Genomic DNA, 15,330 nt, shown 5'->3' on the forward strand with positions numbered 1-15,330 from the left:
GGAAAGTATAGCTTTCCTCTATTATAAGTTTAGATTGTTGTATTTTTATTTAATCTTCGTAAATGTAAGAGGCTGTGTACTTAACATAACTGGTACATGTAATTGGATTGTTTGGAATTCCCCTTTTATATCCATCTCATAAGCAAGCAACACATTCATTTCTATTTGGAATAAGTCTAATGTTGCATAAAACATATCATAATGATGGTGATGTAACCGAACTTTTAGTTCTGTGAACTGTAAATATAACTCTTCATTTTGTTTATACACTTCTAGTGTTCCATAAGCAGGGTGTTCGAATGTTCCAATATAGTCTTCTAATGCATGAGAAGGTACGGTCTCTTTTACTTGTTCTGGAAGTGATTGGTTTACTTCTTTCATCATTTCTTTCAATTGAGCGGTGTCTTCTATAGCACGCTTATGCCAATCAATTGTTTCCAATCCGAGGAGTTCGTCATAGATTTGATTTGCAAGATAACTAGGAAGTAAGGTGCTTCCGGCGTTCGTTAATATGACAAGGCCTATATTTTCTTTTGGAATAAATGAGACAAGTGCAGAAAATCCATCGATACCTCCGCTATGATGAATTACTTTATAGCCACGGTAAGAACTAATAAACCAACCAAGACCATAACTATTTACTGGTGATTCAGGGGGCGATAAAAGTGGCTGATCAGGAATTGTATTGTGCGGCGTATACATTTGTTGTAATAATTCAGAAGATAGTAATTCGTGATCTCCTGTTTTTCCTTGATTAAGATGGAAAAGTACCCAATTTGCCATATCTGCAATTGTTGAATTGATGCATCCAGCAGCTCCTACTGTATCAATATTACGGAATGGTACCTCTTTTATTTCTCCATCTTTCTCAACGTAAGGCAATGCGTAGTCATTCGTATTTTGTGAGTCTGTGACAGAGAAGTTTGTTTGCTCCATTTGAAGTGGTGCTAAAATATGTTCTTTGGCGTATTGCTCCCATGTCTGATTTGTAATGTTTTCTACAATATAGCTAATTGTTGCATACATTAAGTTGTTATATAAGAAAGCTGTGCGAAATGGTGCATCAAGTGATAAATGTTTTATTTTTTCAACGATGTCTTTTCGAGTTAAGGAAGAGTTGTACCAAAGAGCATCATGACGACTAACGCCAGAGCGGTGGGAAGCTAAATCACTTGCTGTAATTTGGGAGCTTGCAAGTATATCTGATAAAGCGAAGGTAGGGATATAAGATTGAACAGGAGTATCCCAATCAAACTTTTTTTGTTGTGCTAATAGGCTTAAAGATAGGGTGCCAAATGCCTTGGTCGCAGATCCAATTGCAAAGCGTGTTTGAGGCGTAACCGGTTTTTTCTGTTTTGAATCACGATAGCCAAATCCTTCTGAAACAATGACTTCTCCATCTTTTATAACTGCGACAGCAGCCCCAGGAACGTGTAGATCTTTCATCATTTTTTCAATTGTTGTTTGTAATGAACTAATAACAGGAATTTCAATTTTAGACATGCTTCTAACCTCCAAATATTATTTTATACTTCCGCACTATAGTTTCTTTGGTAAAGAGTGAAATACCTCTTAAAAGATGAAAAGTTAAGAATTTTGTAAGATTCATTAAAATGGATATCCTATACTAGATTTCTGTTAATACTTACTATATTGAAATATTTTTCAATAAGTTTTACTGAGAATTTTGCATGCAGAATTATTTTTTGTATGATAAACTCCATATAGGAAATAGATGCGAAAGAGGGTTTTTCTTACATATGAAACATGCTGAATATGAATACTTAAATCTGTGTCGCCATGTGATGGAGCATGGTACAAAAAAAGAAGATCGTACAGGAACAGGGACTGTATCTGTATTTGGATATCAAATGCGTTTTGACCTTAGCAAGGGATTCCCTTTGTTAACGACAAAGCGTGTGCCATTCCGCTTAGTAGCTAGTGAACTTCTTTGGTTCATGAAAGGCGATACAAATATTCGTTATTTACTACAAAATAACAATAATATTTGGAATGAATGGGCGTTTAAAAGCTGGGTAGAAAGCGATGCGTATGAAGGGCCAGATATGACGGACTTTGGACTTCGCTCTCAGCAGGATGAAGAGTTTAAGAAACAATATGATGAGCAAATGGATTTGTTTAAAAAGAATGTACTGGAAGATGATGATTTTGCAAATCAGTATGGCTATTTAGGAGATGTATATGGAAAACAATGGCGTGCTTGGAAAACGACAGCAGGTGAGACGATTGATCAGTTAAAAGATGTAATCGAAATGATTAAGAAAACACCAGATTCTCGTCGCTTACTTGTTTCTGCTTGGAATCCTGAAGATGTGCCAAGTATGGCACTTCCGCCTTGTCATACGCTATTTCAATTTTACGTAGCAGACGGAAAGCTTTCGTGTCAGTTATATCAACGAAGCGGTGATATTTTCCTTGGCATTCCATTTAATATTGCAAGCTACTCATTGTTAACACATTTAATCGCGCACGAATGTGGTTTAGAAGCAGGAGAGTTCGTTCATACGATTGGAGACGCACATATTTACACAAATCATTTTGAACAAGTGGAAAAGCAGTTAGCGCGTGAACCACGTCCGTTTCCAACGCTAAAATTAAATCCAGATGTAAAGTCTGTTTTTGATTTTGAAATGGAGGATTTAACATTAGAAGGTTATGATCCACATCCTGCAATTAAAGCGCCTGTCGCAGTGTAAACGCAAAAGGAGATGAAAATATGATTATTTCATTTATGGTCGCAATGGATGAAAATAAAGTCATCGGTAAGGATAATAAATTACCGTGGCATTTACCAAGTGAATTGCAATATGTTAAGAAGACAACAATGGGTCACCCACTTATTATGGGGAGAAAAAACTATGAAGCGATTGGAAGACCACTTCCAGGAAGACGAAATATTATCGTAACGCGCAATATGAATTATCATGTAGAAGGCTGTGAAATTGCGCAGTCAGTAGAAGAAGTATTTGAGTTATGTAAAAATGAAGAAGAAATTTTTATTTTTGGTGGAGCGCAAATTTACGAATTGTTCTTACCATATGTGAACAAGCTTTATATAACAAAGATTCACCATTCATTTGAAGGAGATACATTCTTCCCAGAAATGAATATGAAAGAGTGGAAAGAAGTTTTTGTGGAAAAAGGTGTTACGGATGAAAAGAATCCGTACACATATTACTATCACATATATGAAAAACAAAAATAATCATAAAAAGATTGATGTGTATGTTCACATCAATCTTTTTATTTGGATAATAAGATAAAACTTTATGAATGAACTTTTTTGATGATATAATGGTAGAGGTTGTAAGTTTTAGTAGCTTAGGAAAAATCCATAAAAGACAGATTTATATTTATTATTTCTTTGCTTAACTAAAGGAGGAGAATCGGTTGAAAAAACTATGGGGATTGCTTTTTCTTTGCTTCACACTCATGCTAGTAGGATGTGGTAAAGAAGAAAAGCCAGAACAAGCATTTGATACATATGCAAAAGCGTGGAATAAGCAAAAATTTGCAGATATGTATGATCAATTGTCAGAAGATGCAAAAAAATCTATTTCAAAAAAAGATTTTACAGAGAAGTATGAAAAGATTTATGCGGGTATTGAGGTTAAAAATCTAAAGATAGAAACAGGAAAAGTAAAAGAGGATAAAGAAGATAAAGGACCAATTCCTTTTAATGTGAGTATGGATACAGTTGGTGGGAAAATTTCCTTTTCTCACGAAGCAAAGCTTGTGAAAGAGAAAGATGGAGATAAAGAATCTTGGAAAATAGACTGGACTCCAGATTTTATTTTTCCAGGCATGACAAAAGACAGTAAAGTACGTATGCAAACGTTTCAAGCGAAGCGTGGGGAGATATATGATCGTAATGGAAAAGGACTTGCAACGAATGGAAGAGCAAATGAAATTGGCATCATTCCAGGTAAACTAGGAGAGGCTGCACCACAGACAAAGGAAACAATTGGAAAGTTGCTGAATATGTCTGTAGAAGAGATAGATCAAAAGCTTGCGGCAAAATGGATTAAACCAGATTCATTTGTACCAATTGGGATTTTACAAGAAGGTGCAACGCAAAATGATTATATTTCTTTAGACGGTGTAACGACTCGACAAGTCAATGTTCGTACATATCCATTGGGAGAGGCTGCTGCTCATTTAACAGGATATATGGGGAAAGTGAATGCAGAAGATTTAAAGGATTTACAGAAAAAAGGATATCAGGCAGATGACCCAGTTGGAAAAGCTGGTTTGGAGCAAGTATTTGAAGAGAAGCTACGTGGTAAAAAAGGTGGCCGTGTCTTCATGGAGGATGCACAAGGAAAAGAGAAAAAAGAATTAGCTAAAATTGAAGCAAAAGATGGAGAAAATGTTACGTTAACAATTGATAGTACAGTTCAGGAAAAAATCTTTAACGAAATGAAGGGAGAAGCTGGTTCAAGTGCAGCGATAAATCCGCAGACTGGTGAAACAATTGCACTTGTGAGTAGCCCTGCGTACAACCCGAATGTAATAGTAAGGGGTGCATCAAAAACACAACGTGAAGCATGGAATAATAATCCGAAAAAGCCAATGACAAATCGCTTTACACAAGCATCGGCACCAGGTTCTGTATTTAAAGCAATTACAGGTGCGATTGGTCTTGAAACGAAAACAATTGATCCAAAAGAGGAATTGAAAATTGAAGGATTACAATGGACAAAAGATTCTTCATGGGGAAATTATTATGTAACACGTGTAAAAGATGCAAGTCCAATTGATTTTGATAAAGCAATGAAGTTTTCTGATAACATTTACTTTGCACAACAAGCAATAAAAATTGGGAAAGATAAATTTATGAGTGAAGCAAAGAAATTTGGATTCGATGAAAAGTTACCAATTGAATATCCATTCCCGGTTTCAAAAATTGCAAAAGATGGCATTAAAAATGATATTCAAATGGCTGATACAGGGTATGGACAAGGCCAAGTATTAATGACGCCTCTTCATTTGGCATTAACGTATGCACCGATTGTAAATGAAGGGAATATACCATCTCCACATCTTATTAAAGATGATAAACAAGTTAAACCTTGGAAAGAAAATGTGATTTCTAAAGGGAACCAAGATATATTAAAAAATGCGTTAACAAAAGTAATTAATGATGAAGATGGTACAGGGAAAATTGCTAAGATTGACGGTATGACTCTCGCTGGAAAAACGGGAACAGCTGAGTTAAAAGAGTCGAAGGAAGCAGATGGAAAAGAACTTGGATGGTTCGCTGCTTTTGATGTAAATTCACCGAATATGATTGTTACGATGATGATTGAAGATGTAAAAGGCCGGGGTGGAAGTAACGTACCTGGTGAAAAAGTGAAACATGTTTTTCAAAAGTAATACTTAGGAAAAAGCTATCTCCTTAAAAAAGGAGATAGCTTTTTTCGTGAAGATTGAATAATGAAATGTGAATATTCAATGAAATGGAGATGGGAGAATTATCTACTTACGAAAAAAAAGCAGCTATTTTTTATTGACAGAAAAAGAATGTTTTTGTATTATACTTACATAAGGTAAGTTATTTACTTTTTTATTAAAATCTCAAATTAAAGATAATTATTAAGGGAGAGAATAAAAATGACAAAAGTACTATTTATTACAGCAAATCCAAATTCAGCAGAAGCATCTTTCGGTATGGCAGTAGGGGAATCATTCATTGAAGCATATAAAAATGAACATCCACAAGATGAAGTGGTAACAATTGATCTATTTAACACAACTGTACCAGCAATTGATGCAGAAGTATTTACAGCTTGGGGTAAATTTGCAGCAGGTGAAGGCTTTGAAACGTTAAGCGAAAGCCAACAACAAAAAATTGCAGCAATGAATACAAACTTAGAAACATTTATGAATGCAGATCGTTATGTGTTTGTAACGCCAATGTGGAACTTCAGTTATCCACCAGTAGTAAAAGCATACTTGGATAACTTGTCTATCGCAGGTAAAACTTTTAAATATACTGAAAACGGACCAGTTGGTTTACTAGGAGGGAAAAAAGCACTTCACATTCAAGCTTCAGGTGGCGTTTACTCTGAAGGACCATACGCAGCAATGGACTTTGGCCGCAAGCACTTAAATGCAGTATTAGGATTTATGGGTATATCTGATGTAGACTACCTTGCGGTTGAAGGTATGAATGCAAACCCTGAAAAAGCACCAGAAATTAAAGAAGCGGCAATTGCAAATGCTCGCGAATTAGCAAAACGTTTCTAATATAGAAAACTCAAAAATGTCCAAACGCTTGTCGTTTGGACATTTTTTCTTCTTTTTCCTTCGTTTGTCTAGTATAATGAAGGACGGAATGAGAATAAGTGGGGGTTCTATATGATTCAAACGTTTTTTAAAATCTTTTATTTAATTGTAATTGTAATTGGTATTACACCGAGATTATGGCGTATAAAACGAAAAGCACAGACAATGTCGCCACAAGAGAAAGATCGCCTCGTGTATAAAACAACAAACTGGTTTGGTAAGAAAATGGTTCGTGTAGCTGGGTCGACTGTACAAGTAAATGGAATTGAAAATGTGCCGAAAGATAAACCGGTCCTTGTTGTAAGTAATCATCAAAGTGATATGGATATTCCAGTTTTACTTGGGTACTTGAATAAACCGATTGGGTTTGTTTCAAAAGCAGAAATTAAAAAATTTCCGATTGTACCAACTTGGATGGAATTGATGAATTGTGTGTTTATGGATCGTAGTAATCGTCGTCAGTCGCTCCAAGCTATTAAAGATGGAATTGAACTTTTAAAGAATGGACATTCTATCGTAATTTTCCCAGAAGGAACGCGCAGTAAGGCGGGCGAAATGGGGGAGTTTAAAGCAGGAAGTTTTCATCTTGCTGTAAAAGCCGGAGTAGCTATTTTACCAGTAACTGTAGACGGAACATATAAGATGTTTGAGGCGAATGGAAATCGCATGAAGCCTGCTCATGCAACAGTAACCATTTCTAAACCAATTACACCTGAGCAATATGCAAGTATGGATATAAAAGAATTAACGCAGCATACGAAAGATATTATTGCGGCTCAATTACATAAGTAATAAAAAAGTCTCAGCTTGAAAAGCTGAGACTTTTTTATGCAACAGGCAATACATAAAACAAGACGCAGAAGAACATCATTGCACTACCACCTAATACAAAAAGGTGCCAAATTGCATGGTTGAAGGGCAGCTTTTCCCAAAGGAAAAATATAGCCCCTACTGAATATAGGATCCCACCGGTTAACAATAGTGAAAATCCATGCCCGGTTAAATTTTCATAAAGTGGTTTAATAGCAACGATAATGAGCCAGCCCATAATGATATAGCACAGTGTTGACATTTTAATAAAACGGCGTACAAAGAAAATTTTGAAAATAATTCCACCGATGGCCAGCGTCCAAATAATTGCAAGTAATGTCCAGCCGAGTGGCCCTCTTAGAGTAATTAGTAAGAATGGTGTATACGTGCCGGCAATTAAGAGATAGATGGCCGAGTGATCTAAAATCGTAAATAATTTTTCTACTTTCGGGTGGTGGATGCTATGTAATAGCGTAGAAAACAAATATAGTAGAAACATGCTCACGCCGTAAACTGTAAATCCAACAATAGCAGATACAGTACCATGCTTTGATGCATGCATAATTAGTATTATTAATGCAGGAATGCTTAAAATGGCACCGATGCCATGGGTAATCGCATTGGCAATTTCCTCTTTTACGAATTGCGTCATTCGTGTTATTTTTTGAGTCATAATTTGATTCCTTTCATGTTTGATGAAGTAAGGTGTAATTTCCTTTACCATATCATATACATAAGAAATAGAAAATGAAAATTGTTTAAGTGATTATATTTTCGAATTTTTTTGACAAAAGCTAATAGATGCATTGACGTTTACAAAATTTTTTGACAAAATAAAATTAAGTGAGATTAAGGGGGAAGTCATATGCCAAATATTGGGGTTCCGGGTTTAATATTAATTTTAGTACTCGCTTTAATTATTTTCGGTCCAAAAAAGTTACCTGAAATTGGACGAGCTTTTGGGGAAACATTAAAAGAGTTTAAAAAGTCTGCAAAGGGTTTGCATGATGATACGGAAGAAAAGAAATAAATTTCACTAGGTTATTTTGTTTCTATGGTATATAGCGAGTGGGGAATGTGGTGATAAGAGTGGACAATCAAGAGATGAGTGTCATAGAGCATCTTGGAGAGTTAAGAAAGCGACTCATTATAACAGCGCTGACGTTTCTGATTTTTATTGTCATTGGCTTTTCATTTACGAAAGAAATATATAATTTTATCGTAAAAGATTTAAATATGAAATTAACTGTTTTAGGTCCAAGTGATATTTTATGGATTTATTTTGTGATTGCAGCTGTCTTTTCAATTGTATGTACAATACCAGTTGCAGCTTTACAAATTTGGTTATTTGTAAAACCAGCTCTACATGAACATGAGCGTAAAATGACAATTCTGTATATCCCGGCATTATTTCTATTATTTATTGGAGGACTTTGCTTCGGCTATTTTTGGATTTTACCATTTATTTTGCAATTTTTAATGAGTCTTGGTGATGATATGTTTCAGACAATGTTTACGACGGATAAGTATTTTTCGTTTGTGATGAATATGACAGTACCATTTGCTGTGATATTTGAACTTCCTGTCGTTACGATGTTTTTAACTAGTATAGGTGTTCTTAATCCAATAGCACTACAAAAGGTGAGAAGATATGCGTATTTTATTTTAATTGTAATTGCTGTTTGTATTACACCGCCAGACTTTATTTCTGATTTTTCAGTAGCGATACCACTTCTTGTAATTTATGAATTAAGTATTACAGCATCAAAGTTTGTGTATAAGAGGAAAATAAAAAGAGAAATGAATACAGAATCAAAAAGTGCCTCATTATAAAGGCACTTTTTTTATTTATTTGTTATACTATACTTATAACTGTATACAATATAAAGAAGAAAAAAATTATAGAATCTCCGAAATTTAGACAAACTTTTCACTAGTGTAAGTTTATACTGAAGTTATAAATCCAATAAAAAAGAGGATTGATATCGTGATTATGAAAAGTTTTTATTTCACTCATTCAACAGGGAATTGTATCAAAATATTTGAAATCCCTGTCCTACAAGCACAACACCCATTAGCATTTCTAATTCAGTCACGTCTTCAACTATTTATTGCTAAAATTCAAAAACAAAAACAACCGAGATTCTCATACTCTTTTCGCGAATATTTACAAAGTTGCTTAAAGTGGAATGATTATTCAAATGTATATCAAACAAACTCGCTTGAAAAAAATGCATAGTCTAAAATAGAGACAGAGCAAATAAGCTCTGTCTCTATTTTAGACATAAAAGTCAAAGAAATTTGTCGAAAATCACTTCAAACTGTTGAAAGCATTGTGAATACTAGTATAATAACAAGGAGAGCGTATTGGAAAGGGAAGAAGTAAAATATGCAAAAAATTAAAATTGTTACAGACTCAACGGTGGATTTATCACAAGATGTGATTCAAAAATATGATATTCATGTTATTCCATTGTCGATTTCTGTAAATGGAAAAACATACTTAGATCGTGTAGATTTACAGCCGGATGAATTTATTGAAGAAATGCAAAAATCAGAAGAATTACCAAAAACATCACAGCCAGCAGTCGGATCGTTTGTTGAAATGTATGATCGTTTAGGGGAGGACGGTAGCCAAGTTCTTTCCATTCACTTAACGCATGGTTTAAGTGGGTCAGTTGCAACAGCTAATACTGCAGCAACGATGACAGATACGAAAGTTACAGTGGTAGACTCATTGTTTATTACGCATGCTTTATCGTATCAAGTAATTGAAGCAGCAAAAATGGCGAAGGAAGAACGTTCTTTGGAGGATATTTTAAAGCGTGTTGAAGAAGTTCGTAAAAATACTCGTCTATTTGTAGTTGTTGATACGTTAGAAAACCTTGTAAAAGGCGGTCGGATTGGAAAAGGAACAGCTATGATCGGATCTTTATTAAACATTAAGCCAATTGCAAGTATTGATGATGGTGTATATAATCCTGTTGCGAAGGTACGCAGCAAAGGTCAAATTGTGAAAACATTGATAAAAATGTTTGAGGAAGATATAGCTGGTAAAACAGTAAAGGCGGTAGCTGTACCACATGCGAAAGCATTACCGTTAGCGCAAAAAATGAAAGAAGCAGTTGAAAAAATTAGTGGATTTACACAAACGGAAATTTTTTACACAACGCCTATAATTAGCACACACACTGGTGTAGGGGCAATCGGATTTTCATATTTTGCTGAATAGAAAAAGAGCTACTTGAGGGTAGCTCTTTTTATCTTTTCATCTACAGCAACATTTTAAATGAATGAGACTATTTAGGAGTGGGGAAGAAGTTCTATTAATTAAGATGTTATAACTGATTGTAATAGACGATGATAATCGTGATGATGGCGCTTATTGAAATCATAAAGCGTCGTTGTAAATACTTCCTCATATAATATTCCTTTCTCCTTTTATCGGTTCTTATATGAACAGAAAATCAGCAGTTCATTAAAGCCTTAGTTTATAATATGCATAAAAGGGGAAAGGGATTTATAATTTTGCGTGTTCCTTTATGGATTCTTTTTCCTCAGAGGGCATTTTTTCTGGAAAATACGTTTGACCAAGAAATAATACGTGAAGTTGTTCCCAAGGTAACATACGTAAATTCCAGTTGTTACGAAGTCGGGTAATAGCTTCTCTAGGTGTCTCATCAGCAAGTGCAAATGTACCGTAATGCATTGGAATGAAATGCGTTGCTTTTACATCTAAAAAGGCTTGCACTGCTTCCTCGGGGGAAACATGTGATACTTTCATAAACCATTCTGGTTCATATGCACCAATAGGCATTAAGGCGATATCAATAGAAAATCGGTTGCCAATTTCTTTAAACCCTTGGAAATAGCCACTATCACCACAAAAGTAAATGGTTTCATCTGTTGTGCTATTATCGATAACCCATCCACCCCAGTGGGAAGTATTCATATCAAACAATGATCTTCTTGTCCAGTGCTGCGCCGGTACGAAGTGAAATGCTACATCATTAATTTTTGTGAATTCCCACCAGTTATATTCTTCTACTCGCATAAATTTTTTTCTTGTAAATAACTTTTTTAATCCAGTAGGTACTAAGTATAGAACATCTGAATTCAATAGACGAAGTGTAGAAAAGTCCAAATGGTCATAATGACCGTGTGAAATGAGGACAATATCAATCTTAGGTAATTCCTGTAATGTAAGGCCGGGATTCGTTAGCCTCGGTACAAGCTTTATTTTCTTTGACCATACTGGATCTGTTAAAATGTTGAGCCCGTTTGTTTGTATAAGGAATGTTGAGTGACCTATCCATGTAATTGTTGTTTTTTCAGTGTTCGTTCGTAAAAACTGGCTACTCTTTACAGGTGATTGTTCTACTAGATAAGAAAAATCTTTTTTGTTTTGTTTTCGTTCTTTACGCCAACGTAAAAAAGAACGAAGTGGTTTTTTTGTACTAACATTATCCATATGTTCATAGCGCTTTGCCATGAACATCACCTCATTTAAAATCTTTGTAGTTGTATTGTATCGAAATGTTGTAAAGGAAAAAAGTGAGGGAAATTGATTAACGATTAAAAAATTGTAAAAAATAGTGTGGATATCTTTACAAAGCGAGTGACTTATTGAAAATTATTGTGTAAAGAGACGGGAAGGAGATAATTTTAGTAAACAATGAAACAGTTGTCTAGTAATTCGCTCGAAAATAGGAAGTAACATACCTAAATTCGTACGATTTCGTGAACAAATTGGATAAACAATTTTCTCATAGTGTTTACTTTTGTTATGATAAACATGTCATACATAAATTTAGAAAAGAGAAGAGAGGTTTGAAAATGAAGCGTTATCAAAAGCTGATTGGTCTCATAGTTGTTTTTTGCTTCTTTATACTTGCAGGATGCGGCTCAGGATCAAAACTCCGTAAACCATTAAATTGGGATTTAGAAACTTTTCAATACATAAATCAAGATGGTAAAAAGTTTGGAACAAAAGATTTAAAAGGGAAAGTATGGGTGGCTGACTTTATGTTTACCAATTGTCAAACGGTTTGTCCACCAATGACTGCTAATATGGCAAAGCTACAAAAGATGGCGAAAGAGAAAAAATTAGATGTTCAATTCGTTTCGTTTAGTGTAGATCCTGAAGTGGATAAACCAGAGAATTTGAAAGCATTTATACAAAAGTTCACAGATGATACGAAAAATTGGAATTTGCTAACAGGGTACTCATTAGAAGATGTGAAAAAATTTGCAAAGGATAATTTCCAAACGTTAGTAGATAAACCGGAAAATGGTCAAGTCATCCATGGAACATCATTCTTCTTAGTTGATCAAGAAGGAAAAGTAATGAAGCAATACAGTGGAATTAGTAAGACACCGTACGAAGACATTTTACGTGATATGGAGCGAATCTTGAAATAAAAGAAGGATGCTGGGCATCCTTCTTTTTGGATATGGAAAATATATATATAATGGTTAATCTATGGATAAAATATCGTGCTGTTGTGGAAGTTTTGGAGCGCGGATTTCTAAAATGCCATTTTGATAGGAAGCTTTTGCACTTTTTTTCTTAATTAAATATGGAAGCTTAATCATGCGAGAAGCACCTGACATGGATCGCTCACGGCGATAGTAATTATGTGAAACTTCATCTTTTGTTTCTTCCATGATTTCTTCAGTAACAGAGATTTTTAAGTATTCACTTTGAATTTCTATTTGGATTTGTTCCTTTTGAACGCCCGGGAGTTCTGCTTTTATGACCAGTTCTTCTCCAGTTTCATATAGGTCGACAGGGAATGTTAATAAGCGGTTTCCTTTTTGAAAAAAGTGATTCATATCCGCAATTACATCACGTAATGGCGTTTGTTCAAAAAAATCATCAATTTGTTTTAAGTAACTACGAATTGGTGGACGAGACGAAGATTCTTTTTTTTCATCACTCATGTTTTTGCCTCCTAGAAATCAATTTGCAATATCATATGACAAATGTGTGCAAATGTGAGTGCCTATTTTTCATGTTTGCACAAAAAAATTGGGTAAAATGTGAAATGGAGTGATTTTTTTATAGTTTTTATCGCCATATCGAGTTGATTATGCTAGTATAAATAGGGTTGATATAGTAGTATAGAAACAGAATGAAAACTGAAAGAGGGTAAGAAGTATGTGTGGTTTTGTAGGATGTTTATGTGAAAACCCTAGAGAGTTTTCAGAAACAGAAAAACATCAATTTGAAAATATGAATACGATTATTTTCCACCGTGGTCCAGATGACGAGGGATATTTTCGTGATGAACATGTACAATTTGGCTTCCGCCGTTTAAGTATCATTGACTTAGAGGCAGGACATCAGCCGCTAACTTATGAAAATGATCGATATGTAATTATTTTTAATGGTGAAATTTACAACTATGTAGAATTACGTGAAATGCTACTTGAAAAAGGTGCAACATTTGCAACGCAATCTGATACAGAAGTTATTATCGCATTGTATGCACACATGAAAGAGAAATGTGTAGATTACCTACGTGGTATGTTTGCATTTATGATTTGGGATCGTGAAGAAAAGAAACTTTTCGGTGCACGTGACCACTTCGGTATTAAGCCGCTATATATCGCGCAGCAAGGTGATACAACATTCTTTGCATCTGAAAAGAAAAGTATCATGCATGTTATGCAAGATAAAGGGGTAAATCCAACTTCTCTGCAACATTACTTTACGTATCAATATGGACCAGAACCAGAAACATTAACTGTTGATATTAATAAAATCGAACCTGGTCATTATTTCGTAAAAGAAATCGGTAAAGAGATGGAAATTCATCGCTACTGGAAACCATATTTCAATGCTTCAAGTGCGACAAAAGAGGAGCACATTCAAGCGATTCGCGATGTATTGTATGATTCTGTAAAAGTTCATATGCGTAGTGATGTACCAGTAGGTTCATTCTTATCTGGTGGTATCGATTCATCTATCATTGCGTCTATCGCAAGAGAAATGAATCCAAATCTTCTAACATTCTCTGTTGGTTTCGAACGCCGCGGCTTTAGTGAAGTTGATGTAGCAAAAGAAACGGCAGAAAAGTTAGGCGTTACAAACCATAGTGTCTTCATTACAGCGAAAGAATTCATGAACGAATTCCCAAAAATTATTTGGCATATGGATGATCCTTTAGCTGATCCAGCTGCTGTACCGTTGTACTTTGTAGCAAAAGAAGCGCGTAAGCATGTAACAGTAGTTCTTTCTGGTGAAGGTGCGGACGAGCTATTTGGCGGATATAATATTTATCGTGAACCAAACTCGTTAAAAATGTTCTCTTATATTCCTACTCCAGGAAAAAGTGTCTTAAAAGCATTAAGTGGAGCATTAAAAGAAGGATTTAAAGGGAAAAGCTTCTTGGAACGTGGATGTACACCAATTGAAGAACGCTACTATGGTAATGCGAAAATCTTCCGTGAAGAAGAAAAAGCTGAGTTAATGAAGTATTACAATGAAAGTGTTAACTATATGGATATCACGAAGCCATTGTATAATGAAATTAAAGATTATGATGATGTAAGCAAAATGCAATACATCGATATGTTCACATGGCTACGCGGCGACATTTTATTAAAAGCTGATAAAATGACGATGGCAAATTCATTAGAACTTCGTGTGCCATTCTTAGATAAAGAAGTGTTTGACGTTGCGTCTAAAATTCCAACAGAATTAAAAATCGCAAATGGAACAACAAAAGCAATTTTACGTGAAGCAGTGCGCGGAATCGTTCCAGATCACGTGTTAGATCGTAAAAAGCTTGGATTCCCTGTACCAATTCGTCATTGGTTAAAAGATGAAATGCATGACTGGGCTGTTAATATTATTAAAGAAAGCAAAACAGAGCATTTAATCGACAAACAGTATGTATTAAACTTACTGGAAGCACATTGTGCAGATAAAGGCGATTATAGCCGTAAAATTTGGACAGTACTTGCATTTATGGTATGGCACCAAATTTATGTTGAGCATAAATATGATACAAATGAGTTTCATGAAGAAACAAAGCGTGCGTATAGCTTAGTATAAAGTGAAACTGGCATCCGCCACTAATTATTATCCCACCAATAGTGGGATAAATAAGAAAACCTTAAGATTGCATTGAACTGTACCCTATAAAATGGACAGTTTAATAAAAAGACCTTTAAAAATTAGGCACTTAAAAGATGGTTCCGGTA

At 34.9% G+C, this 15,330-nt stretch carries 15 protein-coding genes; 11 read left to right on the forward strand and 4 right to left on the reverse strand.

Annotation, left to right across the window (positions count from 1 at the left end; all coding sequences use genetic code 11):
• Positions 1–45: 45 nt before the first annotated feature.
• Positions 46–1,503, reverse strand: a complete 1,458-nt coding sequence (locus tag JDS96_RS17315; RefSeq protein ID WP_199667568.1) for a serine hydrolase — start codon at positions 1,501–1,503, stop codon at positions 46–48.
• A gap of 257 nt (positions 1,504–1,760) precedes the next feature.
• On the opposite strand from JDS96_RS17315, the gene JDS96_RS17320 reads away from it, so the two are divergent.
• The 5 genes from JDS96_RS17320 (at position 1,761) to JDS96_RS17340 (ending at position 7,101) form a co-directional block, all read left to right on the forward strand.
• The gene (locus JDS96_RS17320; RefSeq protein WP_003197376.1) at positions 1,761–2,717 is read left to right on the forward strand and encodes a thymidylate synthase; all 957 of its coding nucleotides are present in this window, start codon (positions 1,761–1,763) and stop codon (positions 2,715–2,717) included.
• A gap of 20 nt (positions 2,718–2,737) precedes the next feature.
• Positions 2,738–3,226, forward strand: coding sequence for a dihydrofolate reductase (locus tag JDS96_RS17325; RefSeq protein WP_003197378.1), 489 nt, complete (start codon positions 2,738–2,740; stop codon positions 3,224–3,226).
• A gap of 185 nt (positions 3,227–3,411) precedes the next feature.
• Complete coding sequence (locus JDS96_RS17330) at positions 3,412–5,397, forward strand: penicillin-binding transpeptidase domain-containing protein (RefSeq protein ID WP_199667569.1); 1,986 nt, start codon at positions 3,412–3,414, stop codon at positions 5,395–5,397.
• Positions 5,398–5,634: 237 nt separating this feature from the next.
• A complete protein-coding gene (locus JDS96_RS17335; protein ID WP_199667570.1) occupies positions 5,635–6,270 on the forward strand; it encodes an FMN-dependent NADH-azoreductase in 636 nt (211 codons plus the stop codon).
• A 111-nt stretch (positions 6,271–6,381) separates the two neighbouring features.
• The gene (locus JDS96_RS17340; RefSeq protein ID WP_003197382.1) at positions 6,382–7,101 is read left to right on the forward strand and encodes a lysophospholipid acyltransferase family protein; all 720 of its coding nucleotides are present in this window, start codon (positions 6,382–6,384) and stop codon (positions 7,099–7,101) included.
• 34 nt (positions 7,102–7,135) lie between these two features.
• Here the strand turns inward: JDS96_RS17340 and trhA are convergent, their stop codons facing one another.
• Positions 7,136–7,792: a PAQR family membrane homeostasis protein TrhA gene (trhA, locus tag JDS96_RS17345; RefSeq protein ID WP_018766426.1), complete on the reverse strand. Its 657-nt coding sequence runs from the start codon at positions 7,790–7,792 to the stop codon at positions 7,136–7,138.
• Positions 7,793–7,984: 192 nt separating this feature from the next.
• On the opposite strand from trhA, the gene tatA reads away from it, so the two are divergent.
• The 4 genes from tatA (at position 7,985) to JDS96_RS17365 (ending at position 10,351) form a co-directional block, all read left to right on the forward strand.
• Complete coding sequence (tatA, locus tag JDS96_RS17350) at positions 7,985–8,149, forward strand: twin-arginine translocase TatA/TatE family subunit (protein WP_001132888.1); 165 nt, start codon at positions 7,985–7,987, stop codon at positions 8,147–8,149.
• 74 nt (positions 8,150–8,223) lie between these two features.
• Positions 8,224–8,952, forward strand: coding sequence for a twin-arginine translocase subunit TatC (gene tatC, locus JDS96_RS17355; RefSeq protein ID WP_199667574.1), 729 nt, complete (start codon positions 8,224–8,226; stop codon positions 8,950–8,952).
• A 154-nt stretch (positions 8,953–9,106) separates the two neighbouring features.
• On the forward strand, positions 9,107–9,358 hold the full coding sequence (locus JDS96_RS17360) for a DUF2535 family protein (protein WP_000605583.1): 252 nt from the start codon (positions 9,107–9,109) through the stop codon (positions 9,356–9,358).
• Between the two features lie 150 nt (positions 9,359–9,508).
• Positions 9,509–10,351, forward strand: a complete 843-nt coding sequence (locus JDS96_RS17365) for a DegV family protein (RefSeq protein WP_003197390.1) — start codon at positions 9,509–9,511, stop codon at positions 10,349–10,351.
• 288 nt (positions 10,352–10,639) lie between these two features.
• Here the strand turns inward: JDS96_RS17365 and JDS96_RS17370 are convergent, their stop codons facing one another.
• A complete protein-coding gene (locus tag JDS96_RS17370) occupies positions 10,640–11,611 on the reverse strand; it encodes an MBL fold metallo-hydrolase (protein ID WP_199667571.1) in 972 nt (323 codons plus the stop codon).
• A 344-nt stretch (positions 11,612–11,955) separates the two neighbouring features.
• On the opposite strand from JDS96_RS17370, the gene JDS96_RS17375 reads away from it, so the two are divergent.
• Positions 11,956–12,540 carry an SCO family protein gene (locus JDS96_RS17375; RefSeq protein ID WP_199667572.1) on the forward strand — a complete coding sequence of 195 codons (585 nt, stop codon included), beginning with the start codon at positions 11,956–11,958 and terminating at the stop codon, positions 12,538–12,540.
• A gap of 54 nt (positions 12,541–12,594) precedes the next feature.
• Here the strand turns inward: JDS96_RS17375 and JDS96_RS17380 are convergent, their stop codons facing one another.
• Positions 12,595–13,062 (reverse strand): Hsp20/alpha crystallin family protein, encoded by a 468-nt coding sequence (locus JDS96_RS17380; RefSeq protein ID WP_199667573.1) that lies wholly within the window; start codon positions 13,060–13,062, stop codon positions 12,595–12,597.
• 217 nt (positions 13,063–13,279) lie between these two features.
• Here JDS96_RS17380 and asnB point away from each other — a divergent pair, with 217 nt between their 5' ends.
• A complete protein-coding gene (asnB, locus tag JDS96_RS17385; protein WP_003197399.1) occupies positions 13,280–15,181 on the forward strand; it encodes an asparagine synthase (glutamine-hydrolyzing) in 1,902 nt (633 codons plus the stop codon).
• Positions 15,182–15,330: the final 149 nt, after the last annotated feature.

The organism is Bacillus cereus group sp. N21 (assembly GCF_016483395.1).
Lineage (GTDB): Bacteria > Bacillota > Bacilli > Bacillales > Bacillaceae_G > Bacillus_A > Bacillus_A pseudomycoides.

Bases quoted from the DNA above. Each gene is read 5' to 3' on its own strand.
- asnB (WP_003197399.1), top strand. From the start codon at position 13,280: ATGTGTGGTTTTGTAGGATGTTTATGTGAAAACCCTAGAGAGTTTTCA.
- JDS96_RS17320 (WP_003197376.1), top strand. From the start codon at position 1,761: ATGAAACATGCTGAATATGAATACTTAAATCTGTGTCGCCATGTGATG.
- JDS96_RS17365 (WP_003197390.1), top strand. From the start codon at position 9,509: ATGCAAAAAATTAAAATTGTTACAGACTCAACGGTGGATTTATCACAA.
- JDS96_RS17315 (WP_199667568.1), bottom strand. From the start codon at position 1,503: ATGTCTAAAATTGAAATTCCTGTTATTAGTTCATTACAAACAACAATT.
- tatC (WP_199667574.1), top strand. From the start codon at position 8,224: ATGAGTGTCATAGAGCATCTTGGAGAGTTAAGAAAGCGACTCATTATA.
- JDS96_RS17325 (WP_003197378.1), top strand. From the start codon at position 2,738: ATGATTATTTCATTTATGGTCGCAATGGATGAAAATAAAGTCATCGGT.
- JDS96_RS17380 (WP_199667573.1), bottom strand. From the start codon at position 13,062: ATGAGTGATGAAAAAAAAGAATCTTCGTCTCGTCCACCAATTCGTAGT.
- JDS96_RS17375 (WP_199667572.1), top strand. From the start codon at position 11,956: ATGAAGCGTTATCAAAAGCTGATTGGTCTCATAGTTGTTTTTTGCTTC.
- tatA (WP_001132888.1), top strand. From the start codon at position 7,985: ATGCCAAATATTGGGGTTCCGGGTTTAATATTAATTTTAGTACTCGCT.
- JDS96_RS17335 (WP_199667570.1), top strand. From the start codon at position 5,635: ATGACAAAAGTACTATTTATTACAGCAAATCCAAATTCAGCAGAAGCA.
- trhA (WP_018766426.1), bottom strand. From the start codon at position 7,792: ATGACTCAAAAAATAACACGAATGACGCAATTCGTAAAAGAGGAAATT.
- JDS96_RS17340 (WP_003197382.1), top strand. From the start codon at position 6,382: ATGATTCAAACGTTTTTTAAAATCTTTTATTTAATTGTAATTGTAATT.
- JDS96_RS17370 (WP_199667571.1), bottom strand. From the start codon at position 11,611: ATGGCAAAGCGCTATGAACATATGGATAATGTTAGTACAAAAAAACCA.